Source organism: Histidinibacterium lentulum (genome assembly GCF_003789055.1).
In the GTDB taxonomy this organism is placed as follows: Bacteria; Pseudomonadota; Alphaproteobacteria; order Rhodobacterales; family Rhodobacteraceae; genus Oceanicola; species Oceanicola lentulus.
In genome coordinates, this window is sequence record NZ_ML119082.1 from 410,559 (window position 1) to 426,665 (window position 16,107).

Consider the following 16,107-nt stretch of genomic DNA (forward strand, 5'->3'; position numbering starts at 1 on the left):
CCTTTCGTCTTCGGAGGATCAGCGGCCGAGCACGTCCCGGGCCGCCGGGTAGAGCGCGAGATACTTTCTGAATAGCTCGTCATAGGCCGCGACGTTCGCGGGGATCGGCTCGATCACGCGGCCGGGGCGGACCATGCCGGCGATGCCCTCGTCGATGCTGGCGTAATGCCCGGCGCCATGGGCCGCCAGGATCGCGGAGCCGGTGGAGGGCGCGTCGGCGGAAGCCGGGATGCGGATCGGCAGGCCCGCCGTGTCGGCATGGATCTGCATCCAGAGGTCCGAGGCGGAGGCGCCGCCGCCGGCGGTGATCTCGGTCGCGGAATAGCCTGCGCGGGCGAAAGCCTCGAGGATCGCCTTCGTGCCGAAGGAGATGCCCTCCATGATCGCGCGGAAGAGGTGGTGCTTCTCGTGCGCGAGCGTCAGGCCGAGGATCGCCCCGCGCGACAGGGGATCGGTGTAGGGCGTGCGGTTGCCCTGGAAATGGTCCTGCACGATCAGCCCCTCGGAGCCCGGCGGCAGGGCGGCGGCTGCGGCGTTGAGCGCCTCGAAATCGTGCCCGCCGGTCAGCCGGCCGAGCCAGTTGATGATGGAGCCGGTGGAGGTCTGCCCGCCCTCGACGATGTAGCGGCCGGGGTAGACGATGTCGGCATAGGCGCCCCAGACGCCGGACGCCGAGAGCGGCTCTTCGGTGACGCCGAACTGCAGGTGCGAGGAGCCGGTGATCAGGGCGAGCTGGCCCGGTTTCGCCACGCCGAGGCCGATCATGCCAATCAGCGCGTCGGCGCCGCCCTGAACGACCTTGACAGACCGGGGCAGGCCCAGCGCCTCGGCGGCGGCGGCGGTCAGCGTGCCGACGACCTCGCCCGGCGCCACGACGCGCGGCGGCCATTTCTCGAGCAGCGCCTCCAGCCCCAGCTTGCGCAGCAGGCTTTCGGGCCAGCCGCCGCGGTCGTTGCGGTAGTGCCAGCGCAGGCCCACGTTATCGAGGCTCGCCGCCCACTCGCCGGTCAGCTTGTAGGTCAGGAAATCCTGGTACTCGCAGATGCGGTGCGCGCGGTCGAAGACCTCCGGCTCGTTGCGTTTCAGCCAGAGCGCCTTGGGGATCATCCATTCCGCCGAGACCGGCCCCTGCCCCGCCCCGTTGAGCGAGAGCGCCTCGTCGCCGGTGGCGAGCACCGCGTCGGCCTCCGCGCTCGCGCGCACGTCCATCCAGATGAGCGCGGGGCGCAAGGCGTCGCCGGTCTCGTCGAGCGCCACGACCGAGCAGGAGGTGGTGGCATAGGCGATGGCCTCGATGGATCCCGGGTCGATCCCCGCCTCGGCGATGGCGGCGCGACTTGCGGTGACGAAATTGGCCCACCAGTCGGCGGGGTTCTGTTCGGCGCGGGCGCCGGCGGCGAACGTGGTGTCGTAGGGCACGGCATGGCTGGCAAGACATGTGCCGGCGACATCGTAGATGCGGGCGCGCAGGCTTTCGGTGCCGCCGTCCGCTGTCAGAATATAGGCCATTCGGTCCTCCCCCTCTTCCGGTCTTCTCCCGGTCCGATGAAGCCAGCCCGGGGCGCGGAGCGCCAGCCCCGTTCAGTCCGCCGTCGCCGCGGCAAGGATCGCCAGCACCTCCTGCGGGGCGTCCCACCAGGCGGCATGGCCCGCGCGCGCCAGGTGATGGACCGCGATGCGGGGCGAGAGGGTGAGGGCGTCCTGCCAGTCGAGGATCCGGTCGCGGTGTGGCGCGAGGATGCGCACGGGGAGCGTGTCGGCAAGGCGCGCAAGGCGCGGGCGCAGGGTGACGGCCTGGCCGGTCTCTCCGAGGACGGAGCGGGCGAGCGTGCCGAGGCGCCCCCGGGCCAGCGTGGCGGCGATGCCCTCGAGCGCCTGCGCGGAGAGCGGCAGGGGGCCATCGGTCATCCGCTCGAGCAGATGCGCGATCTCGCCGGGCGATCGGGCGGCGGCAAGGCCGAGGACGAAGCCGCGGTCGATGCGGTGACCGAGGCCCGCGGGCGCGATCAGCGTGAGGCTGCGGGCGTGGCCCGCCTCGGCGAGGTCCGTGGCAGGCACGGCGCCGAGGGAATGGGCGAAGATATGGGCGCTCTGGCCGAGGGTGTCCTTGACGAGCGCGGACAGGCCCGTCGAAAGGGCGGCGGCGTCCCCTGCCTCCGTCCGGCTGGCGCCGTGGCCCGGCAGGTCGAGAGTGAGGACATGGCGGCCCGACCGGGCGAGGCCGGCGGCGAGGGAGGCCCAGACGGTGTGATCGGCAGCAAAGCCGTGGATCAGGACGACGGGCGGGCCTGCCTCCGGACCGGACAGGCGCCAGGCGAGGCCGTGGGCGATCTGCGGCGCGGCGTCGAAAGAGGCGGCTGTGGGAGAAAGGGCGGCAATGTCGGCGCTCTCGATGCGGCCGCGGCGTCCGGTGCCGGTGACGGTGGCAAGGTCGATGCCCGCCTTGCGGGCCAGCCGCCGGGCGACGGGAGTCGCGCGAGGGCGGGCGCCGGCGGCGGAGTCCGGAGGCGCGGGTGTCGCAGGTTTCGGCGGATCGGCAGGCGCTGCGGGGGCGGTCGCTGCCGGCTCCGGCGGCGGGGCGGCCTCGGTTTCGGCCTCGACCTTGACCTCGGCCTCGGCCTCGGCTTCGGAGGCAGTGCCCGCGAGGCGGGCGATGGGATCGCCCACGCGGACGGTCTCGCCTTCGGGCACGAGGATCTCGCCAAGCTCGCCATCGGCGAGGGCGGGCACCTCCACCACGGTCTTGTCGGTCTCGACCTCGAGGAGCGCGTCGCCGCGCCGGAACGCCTCCCCGGGCGCCACGAGCCAGGCCACGACTCGGCCTTCCTCCATGGTCTCGCCGAGGCGGGGGAGGGTCAGCACGCCGCTCATGCCACGAGCCGGCGCGCGGCGTCCGCGATCAGCTCGGGGCCGGGCACGGAGGCGGTCTCGAGCGCGGTCGAGACCGAGATCGGGACGTCTTCCCCGGCGATACGGAGCACCGGATTCTCGAGGTAGTCGAAGCATTCCTCGGAGATGCGCGCGGCAAGTTCGGCGGCCACGCCTGCCGTCAGCGGCCCCTCGGAGACGACCATGGCGCGGCCCGTCCGTTCGACCTCTGCGCCGATGGTGGCGAAATCGAGCGGGTTGAGCGTGCGCAGGTCGATCACCGTAGCCTCGATGCCCTCGGCGGCGAGGGTCTCGGCGGCCTCGAGCGCGTAGAGCACCTGCCGCGAGTAGGTGACGATCACGAGGTCCCGGCCCTGCCTGCGGATCGCGGCGCGGCCCCAGTCGGGCACGGGCGCGGAGAGATCGACCTCCTCGGCATGGGCATAAAGCGACTTGTGCTCGATGAACACGACCGGGTCGGGCTGGCGCAGGGACTGGCGCAGGAGGTGATAGGCGTCGGCCACCGTGGCGGGCATGGCGAGCCGCAGGCCGGGCATGTGCATCACGTAGGCCTCGAGGCTCTGGGAATGCTGCGCGCCCGCCGACCGGCCGGTGCCGCCCTGGGTCCTGAGCACCATCGGCACGCCGATCTGGCCGCCGAACATGTAGCGGATCTTGGCTGCCTGGTTGCAGAGCTGGTCCATGGAGACGCCGATGAAATCGACATACATCAGCTCGGCCACCGGGCGCATCCCGGCCATGGCCGCGCCCACGGCGGTGCCGACGATGCCCTGCTCGGAAATGGGCGTGTCGATCATGCGCTCTGGGCCGAACTCCTCGAGCAGGCCCGTGGTCACGGCATAGGCGCCGCCGTAGCGGCCCACCTCCTCGCCGATGACGAAGACGTCGGGGTCCGCGCGCATGGCGTCGGCGAGGGCGCGGCGGATCGCGTCGCGGTAGGTGAGGGTTTCCGTCATGGTCAGTCCCTCGCGAGGATGCGGTCGATACGGGTGCGGAGCGGTTCTGGCTCGGGCTCGCCGGGGGCGTAGACATCGCGGAACATGGTATCCATGGCGGGCGCCGCAGAGGCGATGGCGAAGTCGATGGAGGCGTCCATCTCGCGGGCGACCTCGTCGTCGATGGCGCCGATTGCCCCCTCCGCCATGCCGCCCTCGATCAGCGCCGCGCGGGCGAAGGCGATGGGATCGCGGGCGCGGCCCTCGTCCTCCTCCTCGGGGGTGCGGTAGGGGCTCTTGTCCTTCCGGGCGTGGCCGAAGAAGCGGTAGCAGTCGACGGCGAGAAAGCCGGGACTGCCCGCGCGCGCGCCGTCGAGGATGCGCGCGGCGGCGGCATGCACCTCGCGCACGTCGCGGCCGTCCACCGTCTCGGCAGCGAGGCCGAAGGCCTTCGCGCGCTCGTGCAGCGCCGTCGCGCGGGTCGCCTGGTCGATGCGGGTGCCCATGCCCCACTGGTTGTTGATGCAGACGAAGACGGCCGGAAGCCCCCAGAGCGCGGCCATGTTCATGCTCTCGTAGATCACGCCCTGCTGCATCGCGCCGTCGCCGAAGAAGGCCACGGAGACCGCGCCGCTGTTCCGGCGTTTGGCCACCAGCGCCGCGCCGACCACGGCGGGCACGCCGCCGCCGACGATGGCGTTGGCCCCGAGATGCCCGAGGCCCATGTCGGCGATATGCATGGAGCCGCCCTTGCCGCGGCAATAGCCGGTCTCCTTGCCCGCGATCTCGGCCATCATCCGGTTCGGGTCCGCGCCGCGAGCAAGGAAGATGCCGTGGCCTCGGTGGTGCGTGGTGAAGGTGTCGCCGTCCTTCATGGCGGTGCAGACGCCCACGGCGGGGCTCTCCTCGCCGATGGAGAGGTGCAGCATCGACCCCGCGCTTTCGCCCCGGACGAAAAGCTCGCCCACGCGTTCCTCGAAGGTGCGGATGCGGCGCATCTGGCGGTAGAGCGCCTCGAGCCCGGTGTTGGAGGACGCGGCTGCAGTCATGGGGGCCTCGGTTCGGTCGTTGCCTTGACGGGCCATGAATGACATCTGTCATCTGGCGTTACAAGTGTCATGGGGAGCCGATGCGCGAGCTGACGGAGATCGAGCTGATGACCCGGGCGGCGTGGCTCTATCACGTCGCGGGCCTGAACCAGGAGGCGGTCTCGCGGCGGCTGGGGCTGACGCGGGCGCGGGTGAACCGGCTTCTGGCGCAGGCGCGGGACCTCGGGATCGTGTCCATCTCGATCAACGAAAGGGACCTGGGGCTACTGAAGGTCGAGGAGGCGATCCGGGCGGCGTTCGGGCTGCAGACCTGCGTCGCCACGCCGGTGCTGGGGCTGGAGCCCGGCGAGGCGGCGGCGGAGACCGCGCTGAGGATGGTGGGGATCGCGGGCGCGCGATTCCTGCGGGACCGGCTTCAGGCGCGGCCCGACACGGTGGTGGGCACGGGCTGGGGGCGTACGCTGGCGCAGCTCGGGCGGCAGATGACCGGCGTGGCGGCGCCGGGGGCGAAGTTCATCAGCCTGATGGGGTCCCTGACCGCCAATTCGGCGTTCAACCCGTTCGACGTGGTGCAGACGCTGGCGCAGGCCACGGGGGGCGAGGGCTATTTCCTGCCGGTGCCCTTCATCGTCGACAGCGAGGCGGATCGCGACATGCTCCTGGCCCAGCGCGCGGTCAGCGAGCCGCTCTCGCTGGCGCGGCGGGCGGAGCTGGCGCTGATCAGCGTGGGCGAGCTCACGGATGCCTCGCTCCTGCGGCGGCAGGGGATGATCGGTGCCGAAGAAATGGCGGAGCTGCGTGCGGCGGGCGCGGTGGGGGATACCAACGGCGTCTTTTTCGACGCCGAGGGGCGGCCCGTGGATCACCCGCTGGCACGGCGCTGCATCGCCGTGGGCCTCGACGGGCTGAGGGCGACGGAGACGGTCCTGCTCTCGGGCGGGCGGGCGAAGCTGGAGGCGACGCGGGCGCTGCTCCGAAGCGGGGCGATCCGGGGGCTGGTGATCGACGGGGACAGCGCCGTGGCCCTTGCCGAGGGGCTTTAGCCGAGGGCGGTGCGGCTGGGCGAGGGCGTGACCGGCGCGGTGTTCTCGGGCGGCAGGGGCGCGCGGCCGAGGATGTGGTCGGAGGCCTTCTCTCCCACCATGATCGAGGGCGCGTTGAGGTTGCCGTTCGGGATGCGCGGGAAGATCGAGCTGTCGGCCAGCCGTAGGTTTTCCACCCCGATGACGCGGCATTCCGGATCGACCACCGCCATGGGATCGTCGCGGCGGCCCATGCGGGCCGTGCCGCAGGGGTGATAGGCGCTTTCGACATGCTCGCGGATGCAGGCGTCGATCTCGTCGTCGCTTTGCGCGTCGGGGCCGGGCACGATCTCGCGGCTGTAGAAGGGCGCGAAGGCGGGCTGGGCGAAGATCTCGCGCGTGAGGCGGATGCAGGTCCGGAAATCCTGCCAGTCCTGCTCGTGGCTCATGTAGTTGAAGAGGATGCGGGGCGCGTCATGCGGATCGGCGGACCGGAGCGTGACGCTGCCGCGCGAGGGGCTGCGCATCGGGCCGACATGGGCCTGAAAGCCGTGACCGGCGAGGCCGACGGTGCCGTCGTAGCGCACGGCGATGGGCAGGAAGTGGTACTGGATGTCAGGATATTCCGCCTCGGGCGAGGAGCGGAGGAAGGCAGTGCTTTCGAACTGGTTCGAGGCCCCCGGGCCGCCGCGGGCGAAGAGCCAGTGCGCGCCGACGAAGGCCTTTCCGAGGAGGTTCCAGTAACGGTAGAGGCTGACAGGCTGGGATGCCGCGGCCTGGACGTAGAGCTCCAGATGATCCTGGAGGTTTCGGCCCACGCCGGGCCGGTCGGCCACGAGGGGAATGCCATGGTCGGCGAGATGGGCGGCGGGGCCGATGCCCGAGAGCATCAGGAGTTTCGGGGAGTTGAAGGCGGAGGCGGCGAGGATAACCTCGGCTTCGGCGCGGATCACCTCGGTGCGGCCGCCGCGCTCGACCTCGACGCCGACTGCCCTGCCCTCCTCAACGACCACACGGCGCGCGAAGGCATGAACGAGGGTGCAGTTGGGCCGGCGAAGGGCGGGCTCCAGATAGGCGCGGGCGGCTGACCAGCGCTCGCCCTTCCAGACGGTCATCTCGAAGGGACCGAACCCCTCCTGCTGCGCGCCGTTGTAGTCGGGGGTCACGGGAAAGCCCGCCTCTCGCCCTGCTTCGACGAAGGCGCGCACGAGCGGGTTGTCGCGGCGACCGCGGGTGACATGGACCGGGCCGCCCTGCCCGCGCCATGCGGGGTCGCCGCCATGGCCGCCGTCGTGCCAGTCCTCCTGCCGCTTGAAGTAGGGGAGGACGTCAGCAAAGCCCCAGCCGTCCGCGCCCGCGTCACGCCAGTGGTCGAAGTCGCGGGGGTGGCCGCGGACGTAGATCATCCCGTTGATCGAGGAGGACCCGCCGATCACCTTGCCCCGTGGCGCGGCGAGGGTGCGGCCGCCGAGATGGGGCTCGGGTTCGGTGCGATAGCCCCAGTCGTAGCGGCGCATGTTCATCGGGTAGCTAAGTGCTCCGGGCATCCGGATCAGCGGGCCGCGATCGCTGCCGCCGTGCTCGATCACGAGCACGCTCCTGCCTGCCTCGGAAAGGCGGCCGGCCATGGCGCAACCCGCGCTGCCCGCGCCGACGATGACGTAATCGGCCTGCATCAGAAGGGAGCCTCGACAGGCCCCATGCGGACGTAGACGGTCTTGAGCTGGCTGTAGTGTTCGATCGCCGCGCGGCCGTTCTCGCGGCCCACGCCGGAGAGTTTCGCGCCGCCGAAGGGCGCCTCGACGGGGGCGTCGTTGTAGGAATTGACGTAGCAGCTGCCGGCCTCGAGCCGGGCCGCGACGCGGTGCGCGCGGGCGATGTCGCGGGTGAAGACCCCGGCCGCGAGGCCGAAGGGCGTAGCGTTGGCGCGGGAGAGCGCCTCCTCCTCGGTGTCGAAGGCGAGGACGGCCATGACGGGGCCGAAGATCTCTTCCCGCGCGATGGTCATGTCGTCGGTGACATCGGCGAAGACGGTGGGCTCGAGGAAAAAGCCGGGCCGACCGAGGCGCCGCCCCCCAATGACGAGGCGCGCGCCCTCTTCGAGACCCTTCGCGATGTAGCCCTCCACGATCCTGAGCTGGGCCTCGCTGGCCATGGGGCCGAAGTTGGTCGCCTCGTCCATGGGATCGCCGATGACGGCACGGGCAAGGCGCTCGGTCAGGCGGGTCAGAAACGGCTCCAGAAGGGGCCGCTGGACGAAGACGCGGGTGCCGTTGGTGCAGATCTGGCCCGAGGAGTAGAAATTGCCGAGGATGGCCCCGCCCACGGCATCCTCGAGGTCCGCATCCTCGAAGATTAGGAGCGGGCTCTTGCCGCCGAGTTCCATGGTGACGTGCTTCATGCCCTCGGCGGCGGTCGCGGCGACCGTGCGGCCGGTGGGCACCGAGCCGGTGAGGGAGACCTTGGCGACGCGGTGATCGGTGATGAGCCGTGCGCCGACCTCGCCCGCCCCCTGGATGACGTTGAAGAGCCCCGGGGGCGCGCCGGCCTCGGCCAGGATCGCGGCAAGCTGGAGGGCCGAGAGCGGCGTCGTCTCGGAGGGCTTGAAGACCATGGAGTTGCCGCATGCCAGCGCCGGCGCGGCCTTCCACGAGGCGATCTGGATCGGGTAGTTCCACGCGCCGATGCCGACGCAGACGCCCAAAGGCTCGCGGATCGTGTAGGCCCAGTTCTCGCCGAGGGGGATATGCTCTCCGGTCAGGGTGCCCGCCATGCCGCCGAAGTATTCGAGCGCGTCGGCGCCGCTGGCGGCATCGGCGACGAGGGTTTCCTGAAGGGGCTTGCCGGTGTCGCGCGTCTCGAGTTCCGACAGGGCGCGGTTGCGCTCGCGCATCAAGGCAGCGGCGCGGGTCAGGACGCGGCCTCTCTCGCGGCCCGGGAGGGCGGACCAGTCCCTTTGCGCGCGGGCGGCGGCGGCGAGGGCCTTGTCCACCACGGCGGGGGTGGCGAGGTGCAGGCGGGCGATCTCGGCGCCTGTCGCCGGGTCGATGACCGGGAGCGGGTCTCCGGCGGTATCCTCGAGCCAGTCGCCGTCGACGAAATGGCTTGCGGGGGGCTGGATGGGGTGCGTCATGGTCATTCGCCTCTCGGGAAGCGCTGGTTCTCCTCGACGACGTTGAGGTCCATGTGATTGCGCATGAACCGGTCGGAGGCGCGTTGCAGGGGCTGGTGGTCCCAGGGGTAGTAGGCGCCGTTCCGAAGCGCCTCGTAGACGACGAGGCGGCGGGCCTGGCTCTTGCGGACCTCGGCGTCAAAGCGGTCAAGGTCCCAGCGGGCATCGGCGTTGCGGCGGAACACGTCCAACAGGGGCTGCGCGGCGGGATCGTCGGCGAGGTTGTGCAGCTCCTCGGGGTCTGCGTAGAGATCGAAGAACTGTTCGGGATCCTCTGCGCAGCGGATGTACTTCCAGTTGCCCTGCACCAGAGCGACCATCGGTGCGACCGAGCCTTCGGCAGCGTATTCCATCGCCACGGGCGTTTCCCGGTGCTGGCCGTGGCTGAGACCGGAGATGTCTTCTCCTGCGGTCCAGGGACCCATCTCGGGCCAGTCCACCCCCGCCAGGAGGCAGAGCGTCGGGCAGAGGTCGATGGTGGAGACCGTGGTGTCCACGCGACCGGCTGGCATTCCGGGGGCGGAGATCATCAGGGGCACCCGGGCCGACCCTTCAAGGAAGCTCATCTTGAACCACAGGCCCCTCTCGCCCAGCATGTCGCCGTGATCGGACAGGAAGACGACGATGGCCTCCTGCCGGGTGGCCTCGAGCACGCCCAGGATCTCGCCGATCTTCTCGTCGAGATAGGAGATGTTCGCGAAATAGGCGCGGCGGGAGCGGCGGACCTCTTCCGCCGTGATGTCGTAGCTGCGCCAGTCGTTGGCGTCGAAGAGGCGGCGGGAATGGGGATCGTGCGCCTCGTAGGGCATGGCGGAGACGCGCGGGTCGAGATGGGCACAATCCTCGTAGAGGTCCCAGAACCGGCGGCGGGCGACGTAGGGATCGTGGGGATGGGTGAAGCTGACCGTCAGGCACCACGGGCGCGGATCATGGCCGCGCGCCAGATCGTATAGCTTGGCGGTGGCGTGATGGGCGACCTCGTCGTCGTATTCCATCTGGTTGGTGATCTCGGCCACGCCCGCGCCGGTGACGCTCCCGAGGTTGTGATACCACCAGTCGATGCGCTCGCCGGGCTTTCGGTAGTCGGGCGTCCAGCCGAAGTCGGCCGGATAGATGTCGGTGGTCAGCCGCTCCTCGAACCCGTGGAGCTGATCGGGGCCGACGAAATGCATCTTGCCCGAAAGGCAGGTGTAGTAACCCGCGCGGCGCAGGTGGTGGGCGTAGGTTGGCAGGTCCGAGGGGAATTCTGCGGCGTTGTCGTAGACGCCGGTGACCGAGGGCAACTGGCCCGACATGAAGCTCGCCCGCGCCGGCGCGCAGAGCGGCGAGGCGGTGTAACAATGCGCGTAGCGGGTCGAGCGGGCGGCGAGTCGCGCGAGGTTCGGCGCGTGCAGCCACGGCGCGGGCCCGTCGGGAAAGAGCGTTCCGGAGAGCTGATCAACCATGAGGATCAGGATGTTCGGAGAGGTCATCTCGCGGTCTCGAGGCTTTGGTCGAGGGTCTGTCGCACGAGGGCTGCGGCCTCTTCGCGCGAGACTTCGGTTACAGCGTGCACCGATCTGAGATATAGGCCATCAATCAGTGCGCCGATGCGGCGTGCGATGGGGTCCGACCGCGCGCCGGCAAGCGGCCGCAGATCGTGAAGGAGGTTCGAGTGCAGCCTGCGCTGATAGACCGTGAGCAGCCGCCGCGCCTCCGGCACGTGCTGGGCGAGGACATAGAAGTTGAGCCATGCCGCGGCGGCGCCGCGCTCGAAATTGGCCGGGCCGAAACTGGCGCCGATCAGCGCGTCGAGTCGTGCGCGGGGACCATCCGCGGCGCGCAGGGCGTTGCGGACGTCGCGCCCGTAGTCGGCGAGGATATGCCGCATCGCCGCGAGAAACAGCCGATCCTTGTCGCCGAAGTAGTGAAAGGCGAGCGCCGGAGAAACCCCTGCCCGCTTCGCGATGCGACCGACCGTCACGTCGAGCGTGCCCGCCTCGCCGATCTCGGCGATCGCGGCGGCGATGAGTTCCGCCTTGCGCTTGCTCTCGACACCCATGGGCCACCCCTTTCGGCCTTGCCCGGAAACCGGTTGCCAAGGCTGACTAGACCCGCTTTGATTGACTCGTCAATCAACAATCAGGATTACACAACCACAGGGAGACCGTCATGAAGACCACCACCGCCCTCTCCGCGCTTGCCCTTTGCGCCGCCGGAATGGCCCAGGCCGATTGCGAGACTGTCGTGTTCTCGGATGTCGGCTGGACCGACATCACGGCGACCACCGCTGCGACCACGCTGGTGCTCGAAGCCCTTGGCTACGAGACCGACACCAAGCTGCTGTCGGTGCCGGTGACCTACACCTCGCTCGCCGCGGGCGATATCGACGTGTTCCTCGGCAACTGGATGCCGACCATGGAGGCCGATATCGCGCCCTACCGCGAGGCCGGCACCGTCGAGACCGTGCGCACCAACCTCGAGGGCGCGAAGTACACGCTCGCGACCAATGCCGCTGGCGCGGAGCTCGGCATCGCCGATTTCGCCGATATCGCGGAGCATGCGGAGGCGCTTGACGCCGAGATCTACGGAATCGAGCCCGGCAATGACGGCAACCGGCTGATCCTCGACATGATCGCGGCGGATGCCTTCGGCCTGTCGGGCTTCGACGTGGTGGAAAGCTCGGAACAGGGGATGCTGGCGCAGGTCGCGCGGGCAGATCAGCGCGGGGAGCCCGTGGTCTTCCTCGGCTGGGAGCCGCATCCGATGAACGCCAATTTCGACATGACCTACCTGACCGGCGGGGACGACTGGTTCGGCCCGGACCTCGGTGGCGCGACGGTGCACACGAACACCACGGCCGGCTTTTCGGAGGCCTGCCCGAACCTCGGCGCCTTCCTCGCAAATCTCGAGTTCACGCTGGAGATGGAGAACGAGATCATGGCGGCGATCCTCGACGACGGCGAGGACCCGCGCGACGCCGCTCTGGCGTGGATGCAGGCGAACCCCGAGCCGGTGATGGCCTGGCTCGACGGCGTGACCACCGCCGACGGCGGCGACGCGGCGGCGGCCGTCGAGGCGATGCTCGCGGAGTGAGCGGCGCGGTCTGAGACGGGGCGGGACGGGTCCGAGGGGGCCGTCCCGCCCTATGCCTTCGCGGGCATCAGCGCATCGTCCTTGGCGCTGGCGGCCCGGGCGGCGGGGCGGGACATGATGCGGGCGACATAGTCCTGAAAACCGGGGCGGGCTTCCATCGTGCCGAATTGCAGCCCCCAGGCGATCTGGCTGCCGAGATAGACATCGGCCGCGCTGAACCGCTCGCCCATGAGATATGGCCCCGCAGCAACCAGCGCCTCGAGCGTGTCGAGGACCCTGGCGGTCGATCCGTAGCCGAGCCGCCCTTCCTCCTGCGGCGTGCGTGCCGCCCAGCCGAACGAGGTATTGGTGACCGCGGCCTCCACGGGACCGGCACCAAAGAACATCCAGCGCAGGAAGGCGCCCCGCTCCGCCGTGCCGGGCGCAGGGGAGAGACCGGCATCGGGAAAGGCTTCGGCGAGATAGCAGCAGATCGCGGCGCATTCGGTCACGGTGGTCTCGCCATGGCGCAGGGTCGGCACCTTGGCCATCGGATTCACCGCCCGGTAGTCCGCGTCGGCCATGCGGCCATAGTCGATCACAACGGTCTCGTAGGGAGTCCCGACCTCCTCCAGCATCCAGCGGACGATGCGGCCGCGGCTCATCGGATTGGTGTAGAAGACGAGATCTGACATGGCGCGGCCTCCGGGTGTGATCCTGGGCGCAGCATCGCACGACCGGCTCCAAGGGAAAATGGCCTTGCTATAGGGGTCAGCGGTGCGGGGCGTGGTCGCCGTCACGACGCCAGTCGAGGAGGCGCTCCCCCGTGTCGAGCCCGGCGTCGCGGACCCTTTCGGCGAGCCCCTCGGGCGGGGTGCCGCGGTAGCGGCAGGGACGGGCCAGCTCCGCCCCCGTCGCCCTGAGGATACCCACGGGTGTGTTGCGCAGTGGCCGCGCCTGCGAGGCCCCCGCAAGACCTGCCACACCGGCGGCCAGAAATCGGCGTCTCGTCTGCATCTCGCGTCTCCTTCGATCGACGCCGATGCGACAACCGCCTTGCCCCCTGCGCCGCTCCGTCTTCCGGCCCGCCTGCTTGACCCTGGACCTGTCGCCCCCCGATAAAGGCGGAGGACAAAAGGGACAGGCATGGATTTTCTGACCGAGAACAAGATCCCAGTGGACGATGTGGCCGAAGCGGTCTTCGACTGGCTGCAGATCAACGGGGCCTGGTTCTTCGACGGGCTGGCGATCGGGCTCGAGGCGATGATCGACGGTTTTCTCTGGGTCCTGCAATCGCCGCCGCCACTTGTCGTGGTGCTGGTCTTTGCCGCGATCGCCTACGCCTTGCAGAGAAGCTGGAAGGTGGCGCTGTTCGTGGCGCTGGGGTTCCTGTTCATCCTGAACCAGGGCTACTGGGAGGAGACGACCGAGAGCCTTACGCTGGTGCTGTCGGCGTGCATCGTCTGCATGGCCATTGGCGTGCCCATCGGCATCGCCGCCGCCCACCGCCCGAGGCTCTACGCCTGGATGCGGCCAGTGCTGGACCTGATGCAGACGCTGCCGACCTTCGTCTACCTGATCCCGGCCATCGTCTTCTTCGGGATCGGGATGGTGCCGGGCCTGATTGCCACGGTGATCTTCGTGCTGCCCGCGCCGATCCGACTGACCTGGCTCGGGGTGTCCTCGACGCCCGCCTCTCTGCTGGAGGCGAGCCGCGCCTTCGGCGCCACACCATCGCAGACCCTGTGGAAGGTGGAGCTGCCCTATGCCTTTCCGCAAATCATGACAGGCCTGAACCAGACGATCATGCTGTCGCTGTCGATGGTGGTGATCGCGGCGCTGGTGGGGGCGGACGGGCTCGGCGTGCCGGTGGTGCGGGCGCTGAACCAGGTGAACACGGGCCTCGGGTTCGAGTCCGGCTTCGTGATCGTGGTGGTGGCGATCATGCTCGACCGGGTGCTGAACCTCGGGAGCCGCAAGTGAGCGTCGCGGTCCGGATCGAGGGTGTCTGCATCGTCTTCGGCGGCTCGCCCGCGGTGGCCCTGCCGCTGATGGACCGGGGGCTGACCCGGGAAGAAATCCAGGCGCAGACGAGCCAGGTTCTCGGCGTGCACGATTGTTCGCTCGAGGTCGAGGAAGGCGAGATCGTGGTGCTGATGGGCCTGTCGGGTTCGGGCAAGTCCACGCTCCTGCGCGCGGTGAACGGGCTGAATCCGGTGGTGCGGGGCAGCGTCTCGGTGACCGACGGTAAGGGGATGGTGGAGGTCACGGGCGCCGACGCGGCGACGCTCAGGCGGTTGCGCCTGCATCATGTGGCGATGGTATTCCAGCATTTCGGCCTGTTGCCCTGGCGGACGGTGCGGGAGAACGTCGGCCTCGGGCTGGAACTTGCGGGCATTCCGAAGCGCTTGGCACGGGAGCGGATCGAGACGCAGCTCGAGCTGGTGAACCTGACGCAATGGGCGGACCGCAAGGTGGGGGAGCTCTCGGGCGGGATGCAGCAGCGGGTGGGGCTGGCCAGGGCCTTTGCCACGGATGCGCCGATCCTCCTGATGGACGAGCCCTTCTCGGCCCTCGACCCGCTGATCCGCACGCGGCTGCAGGACGAGCTCCTCGAGGTGCAGGCGCGGCTGAAGCGCACGATCCTCTTCGTGAGCCACGATCTCGACGAGGCGTTCAAGATCGGCAACCGCATCTCGATCATGGAGGGCGGGCGGATCGTGCAGACGGGAACGCCGCAGGAGATCGTGAGCGCGCCGAGGAACGCCTATGTGGCCGAATTCGTGCAGTACATGAACCCGCTCGGGGTGCTGCGGGCGCGGGACCTGATGCGACCCGTGGAGGGCGCGCCCGAGGTCACGGTGGAGGCGGATGCGCTGGTGCGCGACGGGCTCGACCGGATCATCGGCTGCGCGGGGCCGGTGGGTGTGGTGGAGAACGGCGCGCTGGTGGGACAGCTCAGCCGGGACGACGTGCTGAGGGGGCTGCGTCCCCGGACCGGGGGCTGAGGGTTTCGGCCCGCTGCGCGGGCCGATCCGCCGGGGGCTCCGCCCCGTCATGCCGGAGGCATGCCTCCAGCATGCCCCCCGGGATATTTCAAGCCAGAAGAATGGGAGTGGGGGGCTCTCGGCAGTGGTGCCGACACGGTCGGAGAGGTGTTGGGGCCGGGCGCGGAATGGGGCAGACTGCGCGCGAGGAGGACGGACATGGCAGTCTATCTGGTGACGGGCGCGGCGAGCGGGATCGGCCGCGCGGTGGGGGAACTGGCGCTGAAGGACGGGCACGAAGTGCTCTGCCTCGACCGGGACGCGCGGGTGACGGAGGTCTATGCCGACCGGGAGCGCGCGCGGGCCGTGGTGGGCGACATCACCCGCCCGGAGGACTGCGCGGCGGCGGTGGCGGAGGCGGTGGCGGTCTTCGGCCGGCTCGACGGGCTGTCGCACAACGCGGGCATCCAGAGGTATGGCTCGGCGGAGGATACGCCGGACGAGACCTGGAACGAGGTGATCGCGGTGAACCTGACGGGAGGGTTCAACATGGCGCGCGCGGCGCTGCCGGAGATCCGCAAGGCGAAGGGGGCGCTGGTGTTCACGGGCTCGGTTCAGAGCCATGCCACGCAGGGGAACGTCGCCGCCTATACGGCGGCCAAGCACGGGCTTTACGGGCTGGTTCAGTCCATCGCGGTGGATTTCGCGGCCGAAGGGGTCAGGGCGAACCTCGTGGCGCCGGGCTCGGTCCGGACGCCGATGCTGGAGTGGGCGGTGGCGCAGTCGGACGATCCGGCGGGGCTGTGGCGGGTGCTGGACGGGATGCATCCCATGGGCCGGATCGCGGAGCCGGAGGAGGTGGCGGGGGTGATCCTGTTCCTGCTGTCGGAGCGGGCCCGGTTCGTGACGGGCGAGTCGGTACGGGTCGACGGGGGGCTTCTGTCGATCATTCCGGGGACGCCGAAGGAATCCGTCTAGGGCCGGGATCCCGTTTCACGT

General features: G+C 70.0%; 15 protein-coding genes. 5 read left to right on the forward strand and 10 right to left on the reverse strand.

All coding sequences use genetic code 11. From position 1 onward, the window contains the following. Positions 1–18 precede the first annotated feature (18 nt). The 4 genes from EAT49_RS04965 to EAT49_RS04980 all read right to left on the reverse strand — a co-directional run bounded on the left by EAT49_RS04965 (position 19) and on the right by EAT49_RS04980 (position 4,873). Positions 19–1,509: an FGGY-family carbohydrate kinase gene (locus tag EAT49_RS04965; RefSeq protein WP_123641185.1), complete on the reverse strand. Its 1,491-nt coding sequence runs from the start codon at positions 1,507–1,509 to the stop codon at positions 19–21. A gap of 72 nt (positions 1,510–1,581) precedes the next feature. Continuing rightward, complete coding sequence (locus EAT49_RS04970) at positions 1,582–2,871, reverse strand: alpha/beta fold hydrolase (protein ID WP_123641186.1); 1,290 nt, start codon at positions 2,869–2,871, stop codon at positions 1,582–1,584. Next, positions 2,868–3,845 carry an alpha-ketoacid dehydrogenase subunit beta gene (locus tag EAT49_RS04975; RefSeq protein ID WP_123641187.1) on the reverse strand — a complete coding sequence of 326 codons (978 nt, stop codon included), beginning with the start codon at positions 3,843–3,845 and terminating at the stop codon, positions 2,868–2,870. The genes EAT49_RS04970 and EAT49_RS04975 overlap by 4 nt, the downstream gene beginning before the upstream one ends. 2 nt (positions 3,846–3,847) lie before the next feature. Then, positions 3,848–4,873 (reverse strand): thiamine pyrophosphate-dependent dehydrogenase E1 component subunit alpha, encoded by a 1,026-nt coding sequence (locus tag EAT49_RS04980; protein ID WP_221181431.1) that lies wholly within the window; start codon positions 4,871–4,873, stop codon positions 3,848–3,850. 38 nt (positions 4,874–4,911) lie between these two features. Between EAT49_RS04980 and EAT49_RS04985 the strand changes: the two genes are divergently transcribed. Beyond that, positions 4,912–5,916, forward strand: a complete 1,005-nt coding sequence (locus EAT49_RS04985; RefSeq protein WP_246003763.1) for a sugar-binding transcriptional regulator — start codon at positions 4,912–4,914, stop codon at positions 5,914–5,916. On the opposite strand, the gene betA is transcribed toward EAT49_RS04985, so the two are convergent. The 4 genes from betA to betI are packed head-to-tail and all read right to left on the reverse strand — an operon-like array spanning position 5,913 to position 11,108. Continuing rightward, positions 5,913–7,571: a choline dehydrogenase gene (gene betA, locus EAT49_RS04990; protein ID WP_123641188.1), complete on the reverse strand. Its 1,659-nt coding sequence runs from the start codon at positions 7,569–7,571 to the stop codon at positions 5,913–5,915. The genes EAT49_RS04985 and betA overlap by 4 nt on opposite strands. Then, positions 7,571–9,028, reverse strand: coding sequence for a betaine-aldehyde dehydrogenase (betB, locus tag EAT49_RS04995; RefSeq protein ID WP_123641189.1), 1,458 nt, complete (start codon positions 9,026–9,028; stop codon positions 7,571–7,573). Before betB ends, betA begins: the two co-directional genes overlap by 1 nt. A 2-nt stretch (positions 9,029–9,030) precedes the next feature. Beyond that, positions 9,031–10,539, reverse strand: coding sequence for a choline-sulfatase (gene betC / locus EAT49_RS05000; RefSeq protein ID WP_123641190.1), 1,509 nt, complete (start codon positions 10,537–10,539; stop codon positions 9,031–9,033). Next, positions 10,536–11,108 carry a choline-binding transcriptional repressor BetI gene (gene betI / locus EAT49_RS05005; protein WP_123641191.1) on the reverse strand — a complete coding sequence of 191 codons (573 nt, stop codon included), beginning with the start codon at positions 11,106–11,108 and terminating at the stop codon, positions 10,536–10,538. Before betI ends, betC begins: the two co-directional genes overlap by 4 nt. 110 nt (positions 11,109–11,218) lie before the next feature. Between betI and choX the strand changes: the two genes are divergently transcribed. Beyond that, positions 11,219–12,142, forward strand: coding sequence for a choline ABC transporter substrate-binding protein (gene choX, locus EAT49_RS05010; protein WP_123641192.1), 924 nt, complete (start codon positions 11,219–11,221; stop codon positions 12,140–12,142). Between the two features lie 50 nt (positions 12,143–12,192). On the opposite strand, the gene EAT49_RS05015 is transcribed toward choX, so the two are convergent. Then, on the reverse strand, positions 12,193–12,816 hold the full coding sequence (locus tag EAT49_RS05015; RefSeq protein ID WP_123641193.1) for a glutathione S-transferase family protein: 624 nt from the start codon (positions 12,814–12,816) through the stop codon (positions 12,193–12,195). A 76-nt stretch (positions 12,817–12,892) separates the two neighbouring features. Further along, positions 12,893–13,138, reverse strand: coding sequence for a hypothetical protein (locus EAT49_RS05020; protein WP_123641194.1), 246 nt, complete (start codon positions 13,136–13,138; stop codon positions 12,893–12,895). A gap of 129 nt (positions 13,139–13,267) precedes the next feature. Here EAT49_RS05020 and choW point away from each other — a divergent pair, with 129 nt between their 5' ends. The 3 genes from choW to EAT49_RS05035 all read left to right on the forward strand — a co-directional run bounded on the left by choW (position 13,268) and on the right by EAT49_RS05035 (position 16,086). After that, entirely contained in the window at positions 13,268–14,104 is an 837-nt protein-coding gene (gene choW / locus EAT49_RS05025) for a choline ABC transporter permease subunit (protein WP_123641195.1), read from the forward strand. Beyond that, the gene (choV, locus tag EAT49_RS05030; RefSeq protein WP_123641196.1) at positions 14,101–15,129 is read left to right on the forward strand and encodes a choline ABC transporter ATP-binding protein; all 1,029 of its coding nucleotides are present in this window, start codon (positions 14,101–14,103) and stop codon (positions 15,127–15,129) included. The genes choW and choV overlap by 4 nt, the downstream gene beginning before the upstream one ends. Positions 15,130–15,327: 198 nt before the next feature. Next, complete coding sequence (locus tag EAT49_RS05035) at positions 15,328–16,086, forward strand: SDR family NAD(P)-dependent oxidoreductase (protein ID WP_123641197.1); 759 nt, start codon at positions 15,328–15,330, stop codon at positions 16,084–16,086. Positions 16,087–16,107 lie beyond the last annotated feature (21 nt).

What these genes read in the sequence shown, in the direction of transcription:
- EAT49_RS04965 (WP_123641185.1), bottom strand. Translation starts at nt 1,509, where the DNA reads ATGGCCTATATTCTGACAGCGGACGGCGGCACCGAAAGCCTGCGCGCC.
- EAT49_RS04970 (WP_123641186.1), bottom strand. Translation starts at nt 2,871, where the DNA reads ATGAGCGGCGTGCTGACCCTCCCCCGCCTCGGCGAGACCATGGAGGAA.
- EAT49_RS04975 (WP_123641187.1), bottom strand. Translation starts at nt 3,845, where the DNA reads ATGACGGAAACCCTCACCTACCGCGACGCGATCCGCCGCGCCCTCGCC.
- EAT49_RS04980 (WP_221181431.1), bottom strand. Translation starts at nt 4,873, where the DNA reads ATGACTGCAGCCGCGTCCTCCAACACCGGGCTCGAGGCGCTCTACCGC.
- EAT49_RS04985 (WP_246003763.1), top strand. Translation starts at nt 4,912, where the DNA reads ATGACATCTGTCATCTGGCGTTACAAGTGTCATGGGGAGCCGATGCGC.
- betA (WP_123641188.1), bottom strand. Translation starts at nt 7,571, where the DNA reads ATGCAGGCCGATTACGTCATCGTCGGCGCGGGCAGCGCGGGTTGCGCC.
- betB (WP_123641189.1), bottom strand. Translation starts at nt 9,028, where the DNA reads ATGACGCACCCCATCCAGCCCCCCGCAAGCCATTTCGTCGACGGCGAC.
- betC (WP_123641190.1), bottom strand. Translation starts at nt 10,539, where the DNA reads ATGACCTCTCCGAACATCCTGATCCTCATGGTTGATCAGCTCTCCGGA.
- betI (WP_123641191.1), bottom strand. Translation starts at nt 11,108, where the DNA reads ATGGGTGTCGAGAGCAAGCGCAAGGCGGAACTCATCGCCGCCGCGATC.
- choX (WP_123641192.1), top strand. Translation starts at nt 11,219, where the DNA reads ATGAAGACCACCACCGCCCTCTCCGCGCTTGCCCTTTGCGCCGCCGGA.
- EAT49_RS05015 (WP_123641193.1), bottom strand. Translation starts at nt 12,816, where the DNA reads ATGTCAGATCTCGTCTTCTACACCAATCCGATGAGCCGCGGCCGCATC.
- EAT49_RS05020 (WP_123641194.1), bottom strand. Translation starts at nt 13,138, where the DNA reads ATGCAGACGAGACGCCGATTTCTGGCCGCCGGTGTGGCAGGTCTTGCG.
- choW (WP_123641195.1), top strand. Translation starts at nt 13,268, where the DNA reads ATGGATTTTCTGACCGAGAACAAGATCCCAGTGGACGATGTGGCCGAA.
- EAT49_RS05035 (WP_123641197.1), top strand. Translation starts at nt 15,328, where the DNA reads ATGGCAGTCTATCTGGTGACGGGCGCGGCGAGCGGGATCGGCCGCGCG.